This is a genomic window from Streptomyces musisoli (assembly GCF_016741855.1).
Lineage (GTDB): Bacteria > Actinomycetota > Actinomycetes > Streptomycetales > Streptomycetaceae > Streptomyces > Streptomyces musisoli.
Window position 1 is genome coordinate 112,963 of record NZ_JAERRH010000009.1, and the last position, 18,584, is coordinate 131,546.

Sequence of the window (18,584 nt, forward strand, 5' to 3'; positions counted from 1 at the left end):
TTATGCCGTCATAGGAATGAACTCCCTGGTCAGGAGCGACCGGCGGCGCGAACGTGGAGGCATGGTCACCGCAGCCCAGCCCTTGCCCCTGTCCGTGCGTCACGCCGCCCGGCTCCGCCGGCTCGGACCGAACTGGTACGCCTCCGTCATGGGCACCGCCATCGTCGGCTCGGCCGGCGTCGCACTGCCGGGCGCGGCGCACGGCGCGCGCGGTGCCTTCGCGGCCTTCTGGGCGCTGTCCCTGCTCATGCTCCTGACCCTGCTGGCCGCCCGGGCCGTGCACTGGGCCCGCCATCGTGACCAGGCCCGCGCCCATCTCCTCGACCCGGCCATGGCCCCCTTCTACGGCTGCCTCGCGATGGCCCTGCTGGCGGTCGGCGGCGGCGCCCTGACGGCCGGCCGGGACCTGATCGGCACGCGCGCGGCCGTCGCCCTGGACACGGTGCTGTTCTCCGCGGGTACGGCGGTCGGGCTCGGGGCCGCCGTCGCCGTGCCGTACCTGATGGCGGTACGGCACCGCGTCGAGCCCGGCCAGGCCACCCCGGTGTGGCTGCTGCCGCTGGTCGCGCCCATGGTGTCCGCCGCGCTCGGCCCGCTGCTGGTGCCGCATCTGCCGCCGGGCCAGCCCCGTCAGACCCTGCTGCTGGCCTGCTTCGCGATGTTCGGGCTGAGCCTGCTGGCCACGCTGCTGATGCTGCCGCTGGTCTTCGCCCGGCTGATCACCTCCGGGCCGCTGCCGCTCGCGCTCACCCCGACGCTGTTCCTGGTCCTCGGCCCGCTCGGGCAGTCCGTCACCGCCGTCGGCAAGATCGCGGACGCCGCCCCCGGCGTCGTACCGGCCCCCTACGACCGTGGTCTCGCGGTCTTCGCCGTGCTGTACGGCGTGCCGGTCATGGGGTTCGCGCTGCTCTGGCTGGCGCTCGCCACCGCGCACGTGGTGCGGGCCCGGCGGCAGGGCATGGGTTTCGCGCTGACCTGGTGGGCGTTCACCTTCCCGCTGGGCACCTGTGTCACCGGCGCGGCGTCCCTCGCCGGGCACACCGGTCTCGCCGTGTACGACGCGCTGGCCCTCGGCCTGTACGGCGTCCTCGTGGCGGCCTGGCTCGCGGCGGCCTGCGGCACCGGGCGCGGCCTGCTCAGCGGCGAGCTGCTCGCAGCGCCCCGGCCAGCACCCGTGGCGCCTGGGTCAGGGACGGCCCGTACCAGGTCAGGTGCCGTCCGCTGACCAGGGCGCAGGGCAGGTCCCAGAACGCCTCCGGGCCGTCGTCCGCGGTGAAGCGGTAGGGCTCGTCGGGCAGGACGACCAGATCCGGGGCGGCCGCGCGCAGCTCCTCCAGCGGGACGCGGGGGTAGCGCTCGGGGTGGCCGGCGTGGAGGTGGTCCACTCCGAGGCGGGCCAGGACGTCGCCCGCGAAGGTGTCCCGGCCGAGGACCATCCAGGGCCGGCGCCAGATCGGTACGACCGCCGTCGCACGCTCCGCGGGGGCGGGCAGGGACGCCCAGGCCGCCTCCGCCCGCGCCAGCCAGGCGGGCCGGGCCGGGGCACCGCAGGCGGTGAGCACCCGTGCCAGCTCGGCCAGGGCCTGCGGCACGCTCCGCACCTCGGTGACCAGCACGTCGAGGCCCGCCGCGCGCAGTGCGTCGAGGTCGGCGGCGCGGTTCTCCTCCTCGTTGGCGAGCACGAGGTCGGGTGCGAGGGAGACGATCCGGTCCACCTTCGGGTTCTTCGTGCCGCCGATCCGGGCGGCCGACAGGTCCGCCGGGTGGCTGCACCAGTCGGTGACGCCGACGAGAGCCCCGGGCAGCGTCACCGCGACGGCCTCGGTGAGGGAGGGCACCAGCGAGACGATCCGCACTACGCACCGCCCCTTTCCCGCGCCGTCTAGCGCGACCGGTCCTGGACCGCCTCGATGTGCTCGGCCACCGCCACCACGATGACCCGCGTGTCGGGGACCGTGGCCCGCCAGCGGTGCCGGACCCCGCCGGTCAGGTAGAGGGTGTCGCCGCGGCCGAGGCGGTAGGCGCGCCCCTCGGCCTCTATCTCCACCGCGCCGTCGGCGACGTACATCAGCTCGTCGTTGCGGTGCTGGAACTCACGGCCGGCGTCGTGGTCGCCGGTGTACTCGGAGGCGTGCAGCTGGTGGTGGCCGCGCACCAGGGAGCGGGTGCGCGGGTCGAAGCCGCCCTCGGCGCCGGGCTCGGCGCGGACGACGTCCACGCTGGCGGCCGGGTCGGCGGCGGCGAGGAGTTCGACGGCCGTGGTGCGCAGGGCGTCGGCCAGCTTCTCCAGGGACGTACGGCTCGGGCGGGCCCGGTCGTTCTCGACCTGGCTGAGGAAGGGCACGGAGAGGCCGCTGCGCTCGGCCACGACGGCGAGGGTCAGTTCCAGCGCACGGCGGCGCCGCCGGACGGCCGCGCCCACCCGTACGGGCTGCTGCTCTTTGTGGTCGCCCATCGCTCCGGCTCCCTCCCTCGCTCGTCGTGCCGACACCCGGGTGCCCGCCCGCGGGCATCCCTCTTCTGATGACTTCTCTGCACCCTACGCATGTTCGGCAAACCGTTTCACGTGCCTGTCACATCCCCGACTTGTCCCTGCTCTCCCACCCTCACTGTTCGCGCCAGTGTCCCGGGGCCGATCAGCGCCCGGGGAGGGGGTCCCCCGGCAGGATGAACGTGCCGATCAGCCGGGTGTGGAGCCCCTGCTCAGGCCACTGTTCGTCACGTAGGGTGATTGGCCTGATCTGTGCCGTGAGGGAACGCCGCGGGGGCGGGCGGCGCCGGACGCGGGTCGGCGTCCGGCGGCACCCGCCCCCGGGAGGCGGTCGGGGTCGTCAGGTCACCCGGCCGCCCGGCTCCGGGCGTCGTCCTTGGCCACGGGCGCCCACTTGTCGACCAGGCCGGGGTGCTGTCGCAGCCAGGTGCGCACGGCGTCCTGCTCCCCGCCCTTGCCGGACTTCTGGATCTGCGCCTCCAGGCCCGTCAGCTGCTCCTCGGTCATCGAGAAGTCCTTCAGCCACCGGCCGACCTGCGGATTGTCGGCGGCGAAGCCCTTGCGGGCGAGGGTGTGCACGCCGTCGCCCTTGCCCCAGGCGCCCCTGGGGTCCTTGAGCTTCTTCAGGCCGTAGTCGCTGTACGCCCAGTGCGGCGACCACAGGGTGACGACGACCGGCTGCTTGCGGCCGTAGGCGCGCTTCAGCTCGGCGAGCATGGCCGGCGTGGAGCCGTCGACCACCTCGTACGTGCCGTCCAGGCCGTACTCCTTCAGCACCTTGTCCTTCAGCAGGCCCATCATGCCCGCGCTGGGCTCGATGCCGATGATCTTCCCGTGGAACTCGGAGGCGTGGTCCTTCAGGTCCTCCAGGGAGTTCACGTCCTTCACATAGGACGGAACGGTCAGCTCCAGGGAGGTGGGGCCGTACCACTTGCCGAGGTCGTCCAGCTGCTCGCCGTACTTCGCCCAGTACTCCGCGTGGGTGGTGGGCAGCCAGGAGTCCGTCTCGAAGTCCAGCTGGCCGGTGGCGAGGCCGGTGTAGAGCGGTCCGGCCGCGTACTGGCTCGTGGTCACCTTGAAGCCGCGCTCCTGGAGGATCTCCTTCCACAGGAAGGTGGAGGCGATGCCCTCGTCCCAGGGGATGTAGCCGATCCGGATCTCCTTGCCCTTGCCGACGTCCGTGCCGGAGGCCTCGGAGGTGCCGGCGGAGGGGCCGAAGACGCCGAGTCCGGCCGCGACGAGGGCGAGGACGACGGCACCGGCCAGGGCGACGGCCGGGCGCGGACGGTACGACCACGCGCGCGTGCGGCTCTGCGCGGCGGCCCTGCGGCCCAGCGGGGAGAGCCGGGTGCCGAGCGCGCCGGTGACGCGGTCCAGGTAGATGGCGAGGACGACGATGCCGACGCCCGCCTCGAAGCCGTAGCCGATGTCGACCTGGCCGATGGCCTGGTTCACGGCGCCGCCGAGGCCGCCGGTGCCGACCATGCCGGCGATGACGACCATCGACAGGCCCAGCATGATCACCTGGTTGACGCCGGCCATGATGGTCGGCAGGGCGAGCGGCAGCTGGACGCGCCACAGGACGTTGCGCGGGGTGGTGCCGAACGCCTCGGCGGCCTCGACCAGTTCGGCGTCGACCTGGCGGATCCCCAGCTCGGTCATGCGGACGCCGGGGGCGAGCGCGAAGATCAGGGTGGCGACGACACCGGGGGCGGTGCCGAGGCCGAAGAACAGCATGGCCGGGATCAGCAGGACCATCGACGGCATCGTCTGGAGCAGGTCCAGGACGGGCCGTACGACCGCGCTGACCGTCTGGGAGCGGGCCGCCCAGATGCCCAGCGGGATCGCGATCACCAGCGCCAGCACCGTCGCCACGAGGACCAGGGCGAGCGTGGACATGGCCTGGTCCCACAGGGCGAGCGAGTCCACGAGGGCGAACCCGGCGAAGGCGAGGACGCCGGCGAGCAGTCCGCGCAGCCACCAGGCGGCGACGGCGAGGATGCCCGCCATCAGCAGCGGCTCGGGCGCGGCGAGGACGGAGTCGATGCCGTCGTACATGCCCTCCATGACCGCCTTGATGGCGTCGAAGAGCCAGGAGAGGTGGTCGACCAGCCAGTCGACGCCGGAGTCGACCCAGTCGCCGAGGTGGATCCTAGGCACGGCCGATCACCTTTCCCTCCGGGTTGTCGCAGGGCACGGGGCCTGCCGTCTCGTCGCCGAGGAAGCCGACCAGCCGCTGCCTGGGCACGACACCGACGACGCGGTTCGCCTCGTCCACGACCGAGACGCGGTGCGACAGCCGGGCACTGATCGCGCACAGTTCGGTGAACGGCGTCCGAGGGGTCGCGGTCTCGCAGTCGCACAGCGGGGCGTCGCCGGTGACCGAGGTGTCCATGAGGGCGCCCGCCGTCAGCACGCGGGAACGGTCGACGTCCTGGATGAAGGAGGCCACGTAGTCGTTCTCCGGGCGCAGCAGGATGTCCTCGGCGGTGCCGGTCTGGACGACGCGTCCGTCGCGCATGACGGCGATGCGGTCGCCGAGCCGCATGGCCTCGTTGAGGTCGTGGGTGATGAAGACGATGGTCTTCTTCAGCGTCTTCTGGAGTTCCAGCAGCTGGTCCTGCATGTCGCGGCGGATCAGGGGGTCCAGCGCGCTGAAGGACTCGTCCATGAGGAGCAGGTCGGCGTCGGTGGCGAGGGCGCGGGCGAGGCCCACGCGCTGCTGCATGCCGCCGGACAGCTCGTCGGGCCAGGACTTCTCCCAGCCGGCCAGGCCGCACAGGGCGAGCGCCTCGTCGGCGCGGCGCGCGCGCTCGGCGCGGGGCACGCCCTGCACTTCCAGGCCGTAGGCGGCGTTGTCGCGGACACTGCGGTGCGGGAACAGCGCGAAGTGCTGGAAGACCATGCTGATCCGCTGCGAGCGCAGCTCGCGCAGGGCCCGGTCGGAGAGGGCGGTCAGGTCCTGGCCGTCGAAGCGCACACGGCCCGCGGTCGGCTCCAGCAGACCGTTGAGCATGCGCAGCAGGGTGGACTTGCCGGAGCCCGAGAGCCCCATGACGACGAAGATCTCGCCGGCCTCCACGCGCAGGGAGGCGTCGATCACGGCGGCCGTCGTGCCGTCGGCGCGCAGTTCCTCCCGGTCGGCGCCCTCCCGCAGGCGTTCCACTGCTGCGTCCGGTCGTCTGCCGAACACCTTGAACAGGTGCTCCGCCTCAAGTCTGGGATGCACGCGTACCTCTCGTCTCGGGGACAGGGACAGGAGACGAAGAGTCGCCGACGGCTGGAAAGAGCAACCACCCTCGCTCCGGGGCGGCGCCTCCCCGGGTAAAGCGGGGGCAAACCCACAAGTGGCCGGGCTCACGGGGATGCGCAGCACGCAACGCGTTCCGGGGCGGACGGCCGCTGTCGGTGCCGTACGGCATGATGCGAGCGTGACCGGACGACTGATGCTCCTCGACACCGCCTCGCTGTACTTCCGCGCCTATTTCGGCGTCCCGGACTCCGTGAAGGCGCCGGACGGCACTCCCGTCAACGCGGTTCGCGGCCTGCTCGACTTCATCGACCGGCTGGTCCGTGACCACCGGCCGGACCGGCTGGTGGCCTGCATGGACGCCGACTGGCGTCCGCAGTGGCGGGTGGACCTCATCCCCACCTACAAGGCCCACCGGGTCGCCGAGGAGCACGAGGGCGCACCTGACGAGGAGGAGGTGCCGGACACCCTCGCCCCGCAGGTGCCGGTCATCGAGGAGGTGCTGGACGCGATCGGCATCGCCCGCGTCGGCGTCGCGGGGTACGAGGCGGACGACGTGATCGGCACGTTCACCGGCCGGGCCGAGGGGCCGGTCGACATCGTCACCGGCGACCGCGACCTGTATCAGCTGGTGGACGACGAGCGCGGGATCCGCGTGCTGTATCCGCTGAAGGGCGTCGGCACGCTCCAGCTGACCGACGAGGCGGTGCTGCGCGAGAAGTATGGCGTCGACGGACGCGGGTACGCGGATCTGGCGCTGCTGCGCGGCGACCCGAGCGACGGCCTGCCGGGCGTGGCCGGCATCGGCGAGAAGACGGCCGCCAAGCTGCTCGCCGAGTTCGGCGACCTGGCCGGGATCATGGCGGCGGTCGACGACCCGCGGGCGAAGCTCACGCCGTCGCAGCGCAAGCGGCTCACCGAGGCCCGGCCGTATGTCGCGGTCGCGCCGAAGGTGGTGCGGGTGGCGGGCGACGTGCCGCTGCCGGACGTCGACACCGTCCTGCCGCACGCCCCGCGCGACCCGGCGGCCGTGCGGGAGCTGGCGCACCGGTGGGGGCTGGGCGGCTCGCTGGAGCGGCTGCTGGCCACGCTGACGCACTGACCCCGGCCCGGAGTGGAACGTTCCGGCAAAACGCTCTCACCGAGCTCTCAGGAAAGCGGTGTTGAATCGGCCGAGGTGCTAACTTAGGTAAACCTAACCAAGTCTGCAGGAGGCCGTGATGGCAGAGCGCCCGGGACGAAAGCCGCGCAAGCCCCATACCGCCCAAGTGGTTCGCACCGAGCGGCTGACGCCGCACATGCAGCGGGTGGTGCTCGGTGGTGAGGGGCTGGCCCACTTCGCCGCGGACACCTGCACCGACCACTATGTGAAGCTGCTGTTCGGCGCCCCGGGCGTCACCTACCCGGAGCCCTTCGACCTGGAGCGGATCCGCGCCGAGTTCCCGCGTGAGCAGTGGCCGGTGACCCGGACCTACACCGTGCGCGACTGGAACCCCGAACAGCACGAGCTGACCTTGGACTTCGTGATCCACGGCGACGAGGGGCTGGCCGGCCCCTGGGCCCTGCGGGCGCGGCCCGGCGAGACCGTGCGCTTCATGGGCCCCGGCGGGGCGTACGCGCCCGACCCGCAGGCGGACTGGCATCTGCTCGCCGGTGACGAGAGCGCGCTGCCCGCCATCGCCCGCGCCCTGGAGGCCCTGCCCCCCGGCGCCCGTGCGCACGCCTTCGTCGAGGTGTCCGGCCCCGAGGAGGAGCAGAAGATCGGCACCGAGGTGCAGGTCGTCTGGCTGCACCGCGGGGAGCGGCCGGTCGGCGAGGCTTTGCTGGAGGCCGTCCGCGCGCTGGAGTTCCCGGACGGCCGGATGCACGCCTTCGTGCACGGCGAGGCGGGCTTCGTGAAGGAGCTGCGCCGGCTGCTGCGGGTGGAGCGGGAGGTCCCGCGCGAGGACCTGTCGATCTCCGGCTACTGGCGTCTCGGCCACAACGAGGACGGCTGGCAGGCGTCCAAGCGGGAGTGGAACGCCCGGATCGAGGCCGAGCAGGAGAGCGACCCGGCGGCGGCCGCCGCCTGACCGGCCCGCCGTCGGCGGTGAGGGTCGGCTGCGGGACAGGGCGAGGGTGCCGGGCGACGGGCTGGGCTGGGCTGGGCTGGTGGGATACGGCATGATCCGCATCCTGCCGGGTGCGTGACCGGCCGGCCCGCCCCTTTTCGCCGGTCACCGGGGTGACCGCACCCCCGTACCCTTGACCCCGATGAGACGCCGTACCCCGCCCCCGCCCGCCCCGCTCCCCCAACGTGACGGGGTGGACCCCGTACGGGTGCGGCTGCCCGTGGGCGGGCCGTGGGCCACCGTGCGCGAGCATCTGGTGGAGCGGCTCACGGGGGCCGGTCCCGGGATGATCGAGTCGATGTTCGACGAGGGGCTGGTGGTCGGGGCCGACGGGCGGGCCGTGGCGCCGGACGCGCCGTTCCGGCCGGGGATGTTCGTGTGGTTCCACCGCGAACTGCCCGCCGAGGTGCCGGTGCCGTTCCCGGTGGAGGTGGTGTACCGGGACGAGCACATCGTGGTGGCCGACAAGCCGCACTTCCTGGCCACGACCCCGCGCGGCACACATGTCGCCCAGACCGCACTGGCCCGGCTCCGGCACGAGCTGGACATCCCCGCACTGACGGCGGCCCACCGCCTGGACCGGCTCACCGCCGGACTGGTGCTGTTCACGGTGCGGCCCGAGGAGCGCGGCGCGTACCAGACGCTGTTCCGGGACCGGCGGGTGCGCAAGGAGTACGAGGCGGTCGCGCCGTACGACCCTGCGCTCGCCCTGCCCAGGACCGTGCGGAGCAGGATCGTGAAGGAACGCGGGGTGCAGGCCGCCCGCGAGGTCGAGGGCGAGCCGAACGCCGAGACCCGCGTCGAGCTGGCGGAGCACCGGTCCGGCCTCGGCCGGTACCGGCTCCTCCCGGCGACCGGGCAGACCCACCAGCTGCGGGTCCATCTGACCTCGCTGGGCGTGCCCATCCTCGGCGATCCGCTGTATCCCGAGGTGACCGACCCGGTGCCGGCCGGCGACTTCCGGCGCCCGCTGCAACTGCTCGCGCGGCGCCTGGAGTTCACCGACCCGGTCACCGGCGCGGACCATTCGTTCCGCAGCGGACGCCGGCTGCGGGCCTGGACGTCCTACGCCGACTGGGCCGGTCCCGAGGGACCGCACGACTGACGCCCGGCCCCGCCGGGACGCAGGCACCGGCCACCCGCGGGTCGCCACGCCACCAGCGCACCAGGCACCGGCCACCCGCCGGTCGCCACGCCACCAGCGCAGCAGGCGCCGGCCACCCGTCAGTCGCCTCGCCACCAGCGCAGCAGGCGCCGCCACAGGCCGCGTGGCCGGGACGGGAGCGGGGCCGGCGGGGCCGTGGCCGCGGCGGGAGCCGGGCGGGGGGCCGCCGCCTGCGGTTCGACGGCCGGGGCGGCATCGCCGCCGAGGGTGCCGACCTGCCAGGTGGAGCGCTGCGGCACAACGGGCATGGCCCGCGGCGGCAGATCGACGTCCTGCTGCGGCTTCGGTTCGAAGCGCACCGGCAGCGCCACCAGGTGCCGGGAGGCGATGGACGACCGCCAGCGCAGGTCCTCCTCGGCACAGTCGAGCTGGATGTCGGACAGCCGTGTCAGCAGCGCGTCGACGCCGACGTCGGCGATGGCGCGGCCGATGTCCTGGCCGGGGCACTCGTGCGGGCCGCCGCCGAAGGCGAGGTGCGAGCGGTTGCCCTGCATGTTCGCGGACAGGTCGGGCCGCACCCGTGGGTCGACGTTGCCCGGGGCGGGCGCGAAGAGCAGCCCGTCGCCCTTGCGGATGCGCCGGCCGCCCAGCTCGGTGTCCTGCTTGGCGAAGTAGCCGAAGACCGTGCTGAACGGCGGCTCGTCCCACAGGGACTGCTCGATCGCCTCCGGCACGGTCATCTGGCCGCCGTTGAGCTGGGCGCGGAAGCCCGGCTCGGTGAGGACCATGCGCAGCGCGTTGGCGAGGAGGTTCGCGGTGGCCTCGTAGGCCGCGAAGAGGACGAGCCGCAGGTGTTCGCGGACCTCGTCGTCGGTGAGTCCGGCCGGGTGGCCGACGAGGTGACTGGTGAAGTCGTCCTCGGGCCGGGCGCGCCGGCGGGTGGTGAGCCGGCTGAGCGCGTCCATGACGTAGGTGTGGCTCTGGATGGCGGTCTCGGTGCCCTTGAGGGCGTCCCGCGCGGCCTGCACCATCCGGTCGTTGTACTCCTCGGGCATGCCGAGGATCTCGCACATCACGGCCATCGGCAGGTGCTCGGCGAACTGGGAGACCAGGTCGGCCCGGCCCCGCTCGCAGAACCCGTTGACCAGGCCCTGGGTGTAGCGGCCGATGTGGCGGCGGACGCTGCGGTGGTCGATGGTGGCCATGGCCGCGGTGACCGCGGCGCGCAGCCGCTGGTGCTCGTCGCCCTCGGCGTGGGAGCAGATCGGCTGCCAGGCGATGTGCGGCATGAGGGGGTGGTCGGGTTTGACCATGCCTTCCTTCAGCGGGGTCCAGATCCGGCTGTCCCGCGTGTACTGCGAGGGGCTGCGCACCAGCTGGAGGTTCTCGGCGTGCCCGAGCACCACCCACATCGGTACGTCGTCGTGCAGGAGTACGGGGGCCACGGTGCCGTGCTGCTCGCGCAGGCGGTCGTAGAGGCCGCCGAGGTCCTCGGTGTCGGGGCCGTAGAGCCGGTGCACCGCGCCGGGGCCGAGGCCGTGCGCGGGGCAGCCCGGCGGCGGGCCGGGCATGGGGTCTGTGCCGGTCAGGGATGAGGATTCAGACGTCACGGGATCGCTCCGGAACGGATGGTGTGGGGGCGTGTCGACAGGTCAGGTGAGGGCGCCGGACAGGGCGAGCGAGTGCAGGAAGCGCATGAGGGTCATCAGGACGTCCTTGCTGGAGGCCCGGCGGCGCACGTCGCACTCGAGGATCGGGATCTCGGGGGCCAGGTCCAGCGCGGTGCGCAGCTCCTCGACCGGGTAGCGGGGCGCGTCCGGGAAGGAGTTGACGGCCACGACGAAGGGCACGCCGCGTTCCTCCAGCCGGCCCATGACGTCGAAGCTGACCTCCAGGCGCCGGGTGTCGACCAGGACGACCGCGCCGAGCGCGCCTTCGAACAGGCCGTTCCACAGGAACCAGAAGCGCTCCTGGCCGGGGGTGCCGAAGAGGTAGAGCACCAGTTGGTCGGTGATGCTGATGCGGCCGAAGTCCATGGCCACGGTGGTGGCCGTCTTGGTGTCGGAGCCGTAGTTGTCGTCCACGCCGATGCCGGCCTGGGTCATGGTCTCCTCGGTGGTCAGCGGCCTGATCTCGCTGACGGAGCCGACCATGGTGGTCTTGCCGACACCGAAGCCGCCCACGATCACGATCTTCACCGCGGCCTGGGCCGTGTGCGGCAGGTGGTCCTCGGTGCGCGGGCCGGGGATCGTGTCAGAGCTTTTGAAGTCCATGCATCACCGCTTCGAGGAGTGAACGGTCGGCAACCGCCTGGCGGACGATCGGCGCGCGCGCCTGCACCAGCTCCGCCTCGATCAGCTTGGTGATGAGCACGGTCATGGCGCTGAAGGGCAGTTGCAGATAGGCCGAGAGTTCGGCCACGGACAGCGGGGCGAGACAGAGTCTCAGCACTGCCGCCTCCTCCGGCGAGGCGGACGGCGGTGGCGCGGACCGCGCCACGATCAGGGTCACCAGGTCGAGTTCGGCGCGGGCGCCGTCGGCGGATCCCGCGATGGTGTAGAGCCGTTCGGGGTTCCCGGGCTTCTCGGGGCCGTTCGCCGGTTCATGGGGCGGTGGCGGCGGGGGCGCGGCCGGTTGCGGCCGGCGCCGTTTGCGTCGTGGAGGTGTCATACGGTCTGCCCGTTCCGCCGGGGCGGACTGGTGAGATGGGCACCGATCCGGACGACGAGATCGCGCATCATGCCGCTCATCCGGCCCGGTTCGCAGGTCACGTCGGCGAGCACGGCGAGGTAGGCGTTGGCGCCGGCGTTCATGAGGTAGAAGTAACCGCCCTCGATCTCGATGACGACGACCTTCATCTCACCGGCGCCGGGGATCTCCTGGATGATGGCGCCGGCCAGGCTCTGCACGCCCGCGCAGGCGGCGGCCACACGGTCGGCCGCGTCGGGGTCGCCGCCGTAGCGGGCGATGCGCAGCCCGTCGGAGGAGAGGACGACGATCATCTCGATGCCCGGTACGCCGTCGTTCAGCTGCTTGAGCATCCAGTCCAGGTTCGCTCGCTGCTGGATCACTTGAGGTCCCTCTCGTCGTCGGCCTCGGTGGCGCCCTCGGCGTGATCGGCCGAATCGTCGATCAGATGCAGGTACTTGGTCGGGTGGAGCGTGAAGTCGGTCAGTTCGGCCGCGGTGGCGTCCTCGGGCATGCCCTTGCGCAGGCCGTCCCAGAACGCCTCCATCCACATGCCCGGGGGCCGGTCGATGAGCTTCTTGCGCTCGGGGTCGATCTCGGGCTCGGGTTCCGGTTCGGCCCTGGTCCGGGACCAGATGGTGGGCCGGCCCTCGCGCTCCGCGCGTTCGATGGCGGCCTGTTCCGCGATCCGCTGGCTGAGCGGGGTCTTCACCCGGCTGCGGCGCTGCGGCAGACCGCCCGCGGTCCACTCGGTGACCTCCGGGACGTCGTCCTCCATGGAGATCCCGGCGGGGATCTTGGGGCTGGTGGGGCGGCGCTTCTTGGGCGGGCGCTTGGGGCCCTCGACGGCGCCGAGTTCGGGCTTGGGGATGCCGGTGGCGCCGATGCCGTGCGCGGCGCCCACACCGGGCTCGGTGGTCGTCATGACGCGCGGCACGATGAGGATCGCGCGGACGCCGCCGTAGGCGGAGGCGCGCAGCGAGACCTCCATGTCGAACTGCTTGCAGAGCCGGCCGACGACGGCGAGGCCGAGGCGCGGGTTCTCGCCGAGGTTCTGCGCGTCGTCGCCGTTCTTGGCGTCCTCGATCATCTGCTCGATGCGGGCGCGGGACTCCTCGGTGAGGCTGACGCCGGCGTCCTCGATCTCGATGGCGATGCCCGCCTGCACCTCCGCGGCGGTGACGTGCACCTGCGTCGAGGGCGGCGAGTAGCGGGTGGCGTTGTCGAGGAGTTCGGCGGCCGCGTGGATGACGGGTTCGACCGCGGTGCCCTTGATGTTGATGTTGACGATGGAGCTGAGGTCGATGCGGCGGTACTCCAGGATGCGGGACATGGCGCCGCGCAGCACGCTGTACAGGGAGACCGGCAGGGGCCACTGACGGCCGGGGCGGCCGCCGCCGAGGACGGAGATGGTGTCGGCGAGGCGGCCGATCAGCGAGGTGCCGTGGTCGATGCGCAGCAGGTCGTCGAAGACCTCCGGGTTGCGCCCGTGGTCCTCCTCCATCTCGCGGAGTTCCTTGGCCTGCTGGTGGACGATGGCCTGGACGCGGCGGGCGATGCTCACGAAGGAGCGCTCGGAGGCGTCGCGCATGGAGATCTCGTGGTCGGCACCGCGCAGCGCGATGCGCACCAGTTCGCGGTATCCCTCGGGCAGGCCGCGCAGTTCGGGGTCGGCGTCGAAGACGTTGCGTACCGTGTCCCGGAGCGCCTCGCCGCGGCGCAGCCTGAGGAAGCCGAGAGGCAGGACGTCGGTGGCGAAGCGCTCCATCAGCTCGTTGTGCGCGGCGATCCGCTGTTCCAAATACGCGGTGTGACGGGCGTGTTCGGCCTGCGCTTCACGGAGCCGGCGGCCGCGCCGGGCGGCCTCCCCGGCCGTGCCGAGGACCAGCAGCAGGGCCAGCGCTCCGCACACGCCGACGGCGAGCCGGGCCGAGGGCGGTACCAGGGCGACGGCGGCTCCGGCCGCGCCGGCCATCACTATGGCCGGCGGCAACAGCACACGCGCATAGGGACGTTCACGGCCACCGGGAGGCTTCTGAACACTCACCATGGATGCCTTCTGAGATGAGTCGGCTGGGTGTCGGGGGAGCTTGCGGGGGGAAGGTTCATGGAACCAAAGGGGATCTGCTTCACGTTTGGGAACAGACGCACGAATTACCTCAACTCGGTGCGCCGCGGGCGAGCTTAGTCCGACCGGATCATCGCCGTGTCATATTCGGCAAGCACCTGAAAACGCCCCCGCACCAGGAGTACGCTCAACTCCTTTTACACGCAGAGCTGTTGTTCGCACACATTCGGTAACAGCACACGGGCGTGCGAAAGTCACTCACCGCGAAGAGTGAAAAAGAGTCCGAGGCCGCACCTCGGTGACCACAACCGCCGTTCCCCCGGCGGCAGTTCGCCCCGGACCGCCTGAAGAAGACGGTCCGGGGTCTTGCGAAGCGGGCCGACGACGGCCGGCTTCGAGGGCGCGGGAACCACGCGACGGGCCACGGGGCTCCCGCGCCCGCCGGACCGGCCGTCAGCCCACCGACGAGTAGGCGACCACACCCCGCAGCAGCTGATCGACCGCCTTGCGCGCCGCCTTGGCGACCGTCGAGCCCTCCACGGGAGCGGCCGCGGAGATCTGCCCGAGCACGTCGATGACCTGCTTGCACCACCGCACGAAGTCGCCGGCCGGCATCTCCGCCTCGCGCAGCACCTCGTCCAGGCCCTTGTCCGAGGCCCACATGTAGGCGGCCCAGGCGAAGCCCAGGTCGGGCTCGCGCTGGCCGACACCCTCGGTCTGGCTGATCCGGAAGTCCTCCTCCAGGCCGTCGAGCCGGCCCCAGATCCGGACCATCTCCCCGAGCGCGGCCTTGGCCTTGCCGGACGGCAGCTTCGGCGCCATCGCGTCGTCGCCGACCCGCGCCTCGTACACCAGCGCCGAGACGCAGGCGGCGAGTTCGGCGGGCGAGAGCCCCTCCCAGACGCGTTCCCGCAGGCACTCGCTGGCCAGCAGGTCCAGTTCGCCGTACAGCCGAGCGAGCCGCCTGCCGTGCTCGGTGACCTCGTCACCGCGCAGATAGTCCAGTTCGGTCAGCAGCGCCACGATCCGGTCGAAGGTGCGCGCGATCGTGTTCGTACGGCCCTCGATGCGCCGTTCCAGCTGCGAGGTGTCACGCATCAGCCGGTGGTAGCGCTCCGCCCAGCGGGCATGGTCCTCCCGGTCGTCGCAGCCGTGGCAGGGGTGGGCCCGGATCGCCGTGCGCAGCCGCGCGATCTCACGGTCGTCGGCGGCCTGCGCGCGCTTCTTGCGGGCCCGCTCCGGCGGGATGTGCCCGGCCTTGGTGCGCAGCGCGGAGGCGAGGTCCCGCCGGGACTGCGGCGAGCGCGGGTTGAAGGACTTCGGGATCCGCATCCGGTCCAGCGGTTCGACCGGCACCGGGAAGTCCATCGACGCCAGCCGCTTCACCTGCCGTTCGGCCGTCAGCACCAGCGGGCGCGGACCGTCGTGGTGGTCGAAGCCGCGGTGGCCGTTCGACCGGCCCGCGGGCAGCCCCGGGTCCAGCACCAGGGCCAGACCGGCGTACTTGCCCGTGGGCACGTGGATGACGTCGCCCGGCTTGAGCTTCTCCAGGGCGACGGCGGCCTCGGCCCGCCGCTGGTTCGCGCCCTGCCGGGCCAGCTCGGTCTCCCGGTCCTTCAGCTCGCGGCGCAGCCGCGCGTACTCCTCGAAGTCGCCGAGGTGGCAGGTCATCGACGCCTTGTAGCCGGACAGGCCCTCCTCGTTGCGCTGCACCTGCCGCGAGATCCCGACGACCGACTTGTCGGCCTGGAACTGGGCGAAAGACGTCTCCAGCAGCTCGCGCGAGCGGTGCCGGCCGAACTGCTCGACCAGGTTGACCGCCATGTTGTACGACGGCTTGAAGCTGGAGCGCAGCGGGTACGTGCGCGTGCCCGCGAGACCGGCCAGGTGCTCGGGGCTCATGCCGCGCTGCCACAGCACCACGGCGTGGCCCTCGACGTCGATGCCCCGGCGGCCGGCGCGGCCGGTCAGCTGGGTGTACTCGCCGGGCGTGATGTCGGCGTGCTGCTCGCCGTTCCACTTGACGAGCTTCTCCAGCACCACCGAGCGGGCCGGCATGTTGATGCCGAGCGCGAGGGTCTCGGTGGCGAACACGGCCTTGACCAGGCCGCGCACGAACAGCTCCTCGACGACCTCCTTGAAGGTGGGCAGCATGCCCGCGTGGTGGGCGGCGATGCCCCGCTCCAGGCCCTCCAGCCATTCGTAGTAGCCGAGGACGTGCAGGTCCTCCGGCGGGATGGCGGCGGTGCGCTCCTCGACCAGGGCCCGGACCTGTTCCCGGGCCTCCTCGTCGTTGAGCCTGAGGCCCGCGTACAGGCACTGCTGGACGGCGGCCTCGCAGGCGGCACGGCTGAAGATGAAGGTGATGGCGGGCAGCAGGCCCTCGGAGTCCAAGCGCTCGATGACCTCGGGACGGCCCGGTGTCCACACGCGCGAGCGCTGTCTGCGCTCGCGCTCCCGGTCGGCCTCGCGCATCGACCGGCCGCGCCTGCGGTCCTGGTACGACGGCCTGGTGGCCTCCATGCGGGCCAGCCGGGCCAGGTCGGGATTGACGGCCTTCTTGTGGCCCTCGCCCTCCTCGAACAGGTCGTACATCCGGCGCCCGGCGAGCACGTGCTGGAACAGCGGCACGGGCCGGTGCTCGGAGACGATCACCTCGGTGTCGCCCCGGACGGTGTCCAGCCAGTCACCGAACTCCTCGGCGTTGGACACGGTGGCGGACAGCGAGACCAGCGTCACCGACTCGGGCAGGTGGATGATCACCTCCTCCCAGACGGCGCCGCGGAAGCGGTCGGAGAGGTAGTGCACCTCGTCCATGACCACGTAGCCGAGGCCGAGGAGGGTCTGCGACCCGGCGTACAGCATGTTCCGCAGCACCTCGGTGGTCATCACGACCACGGGCGCGTCGGAGTTCACGCTGTTGTCGCCGGTGAGCAGGCCGACCTTCGACGCGCCGTATCTGCGGCACAGGTCGGCGTACTTCTGGTTCGACAGCGCCTTGATGGGCGTCGTGTAGAAGCACTTCTTGCCCTGCCGGAGGGCGAGGTGGACGGCGAACTCGCCCACGATCGTCTTGCCCGAGCCGGTGGGGGCGGCCACCAGCACACCCTTCCCCGCTTCGAGTGCCTGGCAGGCCTCGATCTGGAAGGGGTCGAGGCCGAAGTCGTACATCTCGCGGAAGGAGGCGAGCGCGGTGGCCTGCTCGGCTGCCCGCCTGCGGGCCGCCGCATACCGCTCGGCCGGTGAGAGATCCTCTGTCATCGTACTTTCGAGCGTACCGGGCCCCACTGACAACAGGACGATCATTATCGGGATCGCCGTCCCGCGGCCCGGCCCCGCGAAAAGACGGATGCCCCCGTCCTCGGGAGGACGGGGGCATCGCGCGACGGCTCGGTGCGGGATCAGGTCACGTCGTCGTAGCCGTTGACGCGCTCGGTGCTCGCCTGCTCGGGCAGGGCGCGGGCGGCCGGGACGGACTCGACCTCGCCGATGTCCTCGGGAGTCAGGTCCAGCTCGGAGGCCTCGTCGTCGCCGGGGCCGTCCGCCTCGCGGCGGGCCCGGCGCCGGTCGTTGAGCATCGCGATGGCCACGGCGACGAAGTACAGCGCCCAGATCGGCGCCGCCAGCGCCAGCATCGTCATCGGGTCCGGGCTGGGCGTGGCCACGGCCGCGAAGACCGTGATGCCGATGACCATGCCGCGCCACCAGCCCAGCATGCGCCGCCCGGACAGCACACCGGTCAGGTTGAGCATGACCAGCAGCAACGGCATCTCGAAGGCGAGGCCGAAGACGACGATCATGCGGGTGACCAGGTCCAGCAGGTCGTCCAGCGGCAGCAGGTTCTCGGCACCGTCGGGTGTGAGGTCGATCATCACCCTGGCCGTGGTGGGCAGCACGTGGAACGCGAGGTAGCCGCCACCGAGGAAGAGCGGGAAGCCGAAGCCGACGAACGCGTAGGCGTACTTCTTCTCTTTCCGGTGCAGGCCCGGCGCGACGAACGCCCACAGCTGGTAGAGCCACACCGGCGACGCGAGCACGACACCGGTCATCAGGGCGACCTTCAGCGCCAGGGTGAACGGCGCCAGCAGACCGCTGACGGTGATGTGCGCGCAGCGGGCGTTCTTGGCACCGGCCAGTTCCCCGAACGACTGGTGGCAGCCGATCTCGTCCAGCATCGGCCGGGTGATGACATCGATGATGTCCCGGTAGAAGAAGGCCGCGATGATCGTGACGGCGAGGATCGCCAGGACACCCTTCGCGAGCCGGTTGCGCAGCTCACGCAAGTGATCCGCGAGAGGCATCCGCCCCTCGGGATCCCTCTCCTTTTTGCGGGCAGACTTGAGCAACCCACATCCTCATCTCGTGCAGCGGACCGGATGCCCCGGTCCTCGCGTCAGCGCTTGGTCGTGTCCGTCGGCTCGTTGACCGGGCGGGAGCTGGTCACGTCGCCGGGCGCGGCCTGGATCGTACGCTGAGCGGGAGCGGGCTCCTCGGCGGACGGGGCGGTGTCGGCGGACTGCTTGCCGTCCTCCTTCATCGCCTTCGCCTCGCTCTTCAGGATGCGGGCGGACTTGCCGAGCGAGCGCGCCATGTCCGGCAGCTTCTTCGAGCCGAACACGAGGAGGATCACCACAACGAGGATCAGCAGGTGCCACGGCTCAAGTCCGTTGCGGAACATAAATCTTCACCTTCTCACCGAGGCGGGTATGTCCGACAGGTCGGACACTCGTCCGAACGTCATCCTGGCTGCGATCGTAACGCCTGGGGGTGAACGCGGAACAATCCCCGGACGTACTCCTGCTCTGCGGACCGCGCCTCGTTCTCGGGCCGCGACCAGCAGCGTACCTGGCCGTACGGGCAAGGTGACAGGC

The 18,584-nt window shown here is 71.9% G+C and carries 16 protein-coding genes; 4 read left to right on the forward strand and 12 right to left on the reverse strand.

The window, feature by feature from the left end:
• The first annotated feature begins 61 nt into the window (after positions 1 to 61).
• Positions 62 to 1,225 carry a TDT family transporter gene (locus tag JK361_RS23745; RefSeq protein WP_201821528.1) on the forward strand — a complete coding sequence of 388 codons (1,164 nt, stop codon included), beginning with the start codon at positions 62 to 64 and terminating at the stop codon, positions 1,223 to 1,225.
• On the opposite strand, the gene JK361_RS23750 is transcribed toward JK361_RS23745, so the two are convergent.
• From JK361_RS23750 to JK361_RS23765, 4 genes are all read right to left on the reverse strand, one after another.
• Positions 1,137 to 1,856, reverse strand: a complete 720-nt coding sequence (locus JK361_RS23750; RefSeq protein ID WP_201821529.1) for a helical backbone metal receptor — start codon at positions 1,854 to 1,856, stop codon at positions 1,137 to 1,139. The genes JK361_RS23745 and JK361_RS23750 overlap by 89 nt on opposite strands.
• 26 nt (positions 1,857 to 1,882) lie before the next feature.
• On the reverse strand, positions 1,883 to 2,455 hold the full coding sequence (locus JK361_RS23755) for a helix-turn-helix domain-containing protein (protein ID WP_201821531.1): 573 nt from the start codon (positions 2,453 to 2,455) through the stop codon (positions 1,883 to 1,885).
• 381 nt (positions 2,456 to 2,836) lie between these two features.
• Positions 2,837 to 4,651 (reverse strand): ABC transporter permease/substrate binding protein, encoded by a 1,815-nt coding sequence (locus tag JK361_RS23760; protein ID WP_201821532.1) that lies wholly within the window; start codon positions 4,649 to 4,651, stop codon positions 2,837 to 2,839.
• A complete protein-coding gene (locus JK361_RS23765) occupies positions 4,644 to 5,720 on the reverse strand; it encodes a quaternary amine ABC transporter ATP-binding protein (protein ID WP_201821533.1) in 1,077 nt (358 codons plus the stop codon). The genes JK361_RS23760 and JK361_RS23765 overlap by 8 nt, the downstream gene beginning before the upstream one ends.
• A gap of 202 nt (positions 5,721 to 5,922) precedes the next feature.
• On the opposite strand from JK361_RS23765, the gene JK361_RS23770 reads away from it, so the two are divergent.
• The 3 genes from JK361_RS23770 to JK361_RS23780 all read left to right on the forward strand — a co-directional run bounded on the left by JK361_RS23770 (position 5,923) and on the right by JK361_RS23780 (position 8,957).
• Complete coding sequence (locus tag JK361_RS23770) at positions 5,923 to 6,843, forward strand: 5'-3' exonuclease (RefSeq protein ID WP_307787315.1); 921 nt, start codon at positions 5,923 to 5,925, stop codon at positions 6,841 to 6,843.
• Between the two features lie 118 nt (positions 6,844 to 6,961).
• Positions 6,962 to 7,813, forward strand: coding sequence for a siderophore-interacting protein (locus tag JK361_RS23775; protein WP_201821534.1), 852 nt, complete (start codon positions 6,962 to 6,964; stop codon positions 7,811 to 7,813).
• 181 nt (positions 7,814 to 7,994) lie between these two features.
• Positions 7,995 to 8,957, forward strand: a complete 963-nt coding sequence (locus JK361_RS23780) for a pseudouridine synthase (protein ID WP_201821535.1) — start codon at positions 7,995 to 7,997, stop codon at positions 8,955 to 8,957.
• Between the two features lie 119 nt (positions 8,958 to 9,076).
• Here JK361_RS23780 and JK361_RS23785 read toward each other — a convergent pair whose 3' ends face one another.
• From JK361_RS23785 to tatA, 8 genes are all read right to left on the reverse strand, one after another.
• On the reverse strand, positions 9,077 to 10,567 hold the full coding sequence (locus JK361_RS23785) for a cytochrome P450 (protein WP_201821536.1): 1,491 nt from the start codon (positions 10,565 to 10,567) through the stop codon (positions 9,077 to 9,079).
• A 42-nt stretch (positions 10,568 to 10,609) separates the two neighbouring features.
• A complete protein-coding gene (locus JK361_RS23790; protein ID WP_201821537.1) occupies positions 10,610 to 11,230 on the reverse strand; it encodes a GTP-binding protein in 621 nt (206 codons plus the stop codon).
• Positions 11,211 to 11,627, reverse strand: a complete 417-nt coding sequence (locus JK361_RS23795) for a DUF742 domain-containing protein (protein WP_201821538.1) — start codon at positions 11,625 to 11,627, stop codon at positions 11,211 to 11,213. The genes JK361_RS23790 and JK361_RS23795 overlap by 20 nt, the downstream gene beginning before the upstream one ends.
• On the reverse strand, positions 11,624 to 12,028 hold the full coding sequence (locus tag JK361_RS23800; RefSeq protein ID WP_201821540.1) for a roadblock/LC7 domain-containing protein: 405 nt from the start codon (positions 12,026 to 12,028) through the stop codon (positions 11,624 to 11,626). Before JK361_RS23800 ends, JK361_RS23795 begins: the two co-directional genes overlap by 4 nt.
• Positions 12,025 to 13,695 carry a sensor histidine kinase gene (locus JK361_RS23805; protein ID WP_201821543.1) on the reverse strand — a complete coding sequence of 557 codons (1,671 nt, stop codon included), beginning with the start codon at positions 13,693 to 13,695 and terminating at the stop codon, positions 12,025 to 12,027. The genes JK361_RS23800 and JK361_RS23805 overlap by 4 nt, the downstream gene beginning before the upstream one ends.
• A 471-nt stretch (positions 13,696 to 14,166) precedes the next feature.
• Positions 14,167 to 17,019, reverse strand: coding sequence for a DEAD/DEAH box helicase (locus tag JK361_RS23810; RefSeq protein ID WP_201821545.1), 2,853 nt, complete (start codon positions 17,017 to 17,019; stop codon positions 14,167 to 14,169).
• Between the two features lie 95 nt (positions 17,020 to 17,114).
• Positions 17,115 to 18,059: a twin-arginine translocase subunit TatC gene (tatC, locus tag JK361_RS23815; protein WP_201821547.1), complete on the reverse strand. Its 945-nt coding sequence runs from the start codon at positions 18,057 to 18,059 to the stop codon at positions 17,115 to 17,117.
• Between the two features lie 47 nt (positions 18,060 to 18,106).
• Positions 18,107 to 18,391 (reverse strand): Sec-independent protein translocase subunit TatA, encoded by a 285-nt coding sequence (gene tatA, locus JK361_RS23820; protein ID WP_201821549.1) that lies wholly within the window; start codon positions 18,389 to 18,391, stop codon positions 18,107 to 18,109.
• Positions 18,392 to 18,584: the final 193 nt, after the last annotated feature.

Coding starts and splice junctions, on each gene's coding strand:
- JK361_RS23745 (WP_201821528.1), top strand. CDS start 62: ATGGTCACCGCAGCCCAGCCCTTGCCCCTGTCCGTGCGTCACGCCGCC.
- JK361_RS23755 (WP_201821531.1), bottom strand. CDS start 2,455: ATGGGCGACCACAAAGAGCAGCAGCCCGTACGGGTGGGCGCGGCCGTC.
- JK361_RS23775 (WP_201821534.1), top strand. CDS start 6,962: ATGGCAGAGCGCCCGGGACGAAAGCCGCGCAAGCCCCATACCGCCCAA.
- JK361_RS23780 (WP_201821535.1), top strand. CDS start 7,995: ATGAGACGCCGTACCCCGCCCCCGCCCGCCCCGCTCCCCCAACGTGAC.
- JK361_RS23790 (WP_201821537.1), bottom strand. CDS start 11,230: ATGGACTTCAAAAGCTCTGACACGATCCCCGGCCCGCGCACCGAGGAC.
- JK361_RS23795 (WP_201821538.1), bottom strand. CDS start 11,627: ATGACACCTCCACGACGCAAACGGCGCCGGCCGCAACCGGCCGCGCCC.
- JK361_RS23805 (WP_201821543.1), bottom strand. CDS start 13,695: ATGGTGAGTGTTCAGAAGCCTCCCGGTGGCCGTGAACGTCCCTATGCG.
- JK361_RS23810 (WP_201821545.1), bottom strand. CDS start 17,019: ATGATCGTCCTGTTGTCAGTGGGGCCCGGTACGCTCGAAAGTACGATG.
- tatA (WP_201821549.1), bottom strand. CDS start 18,391: ATGTTCCGCAACGGACTTGAGCCGTGGCACCTGCTGATCCTCGTTGTG.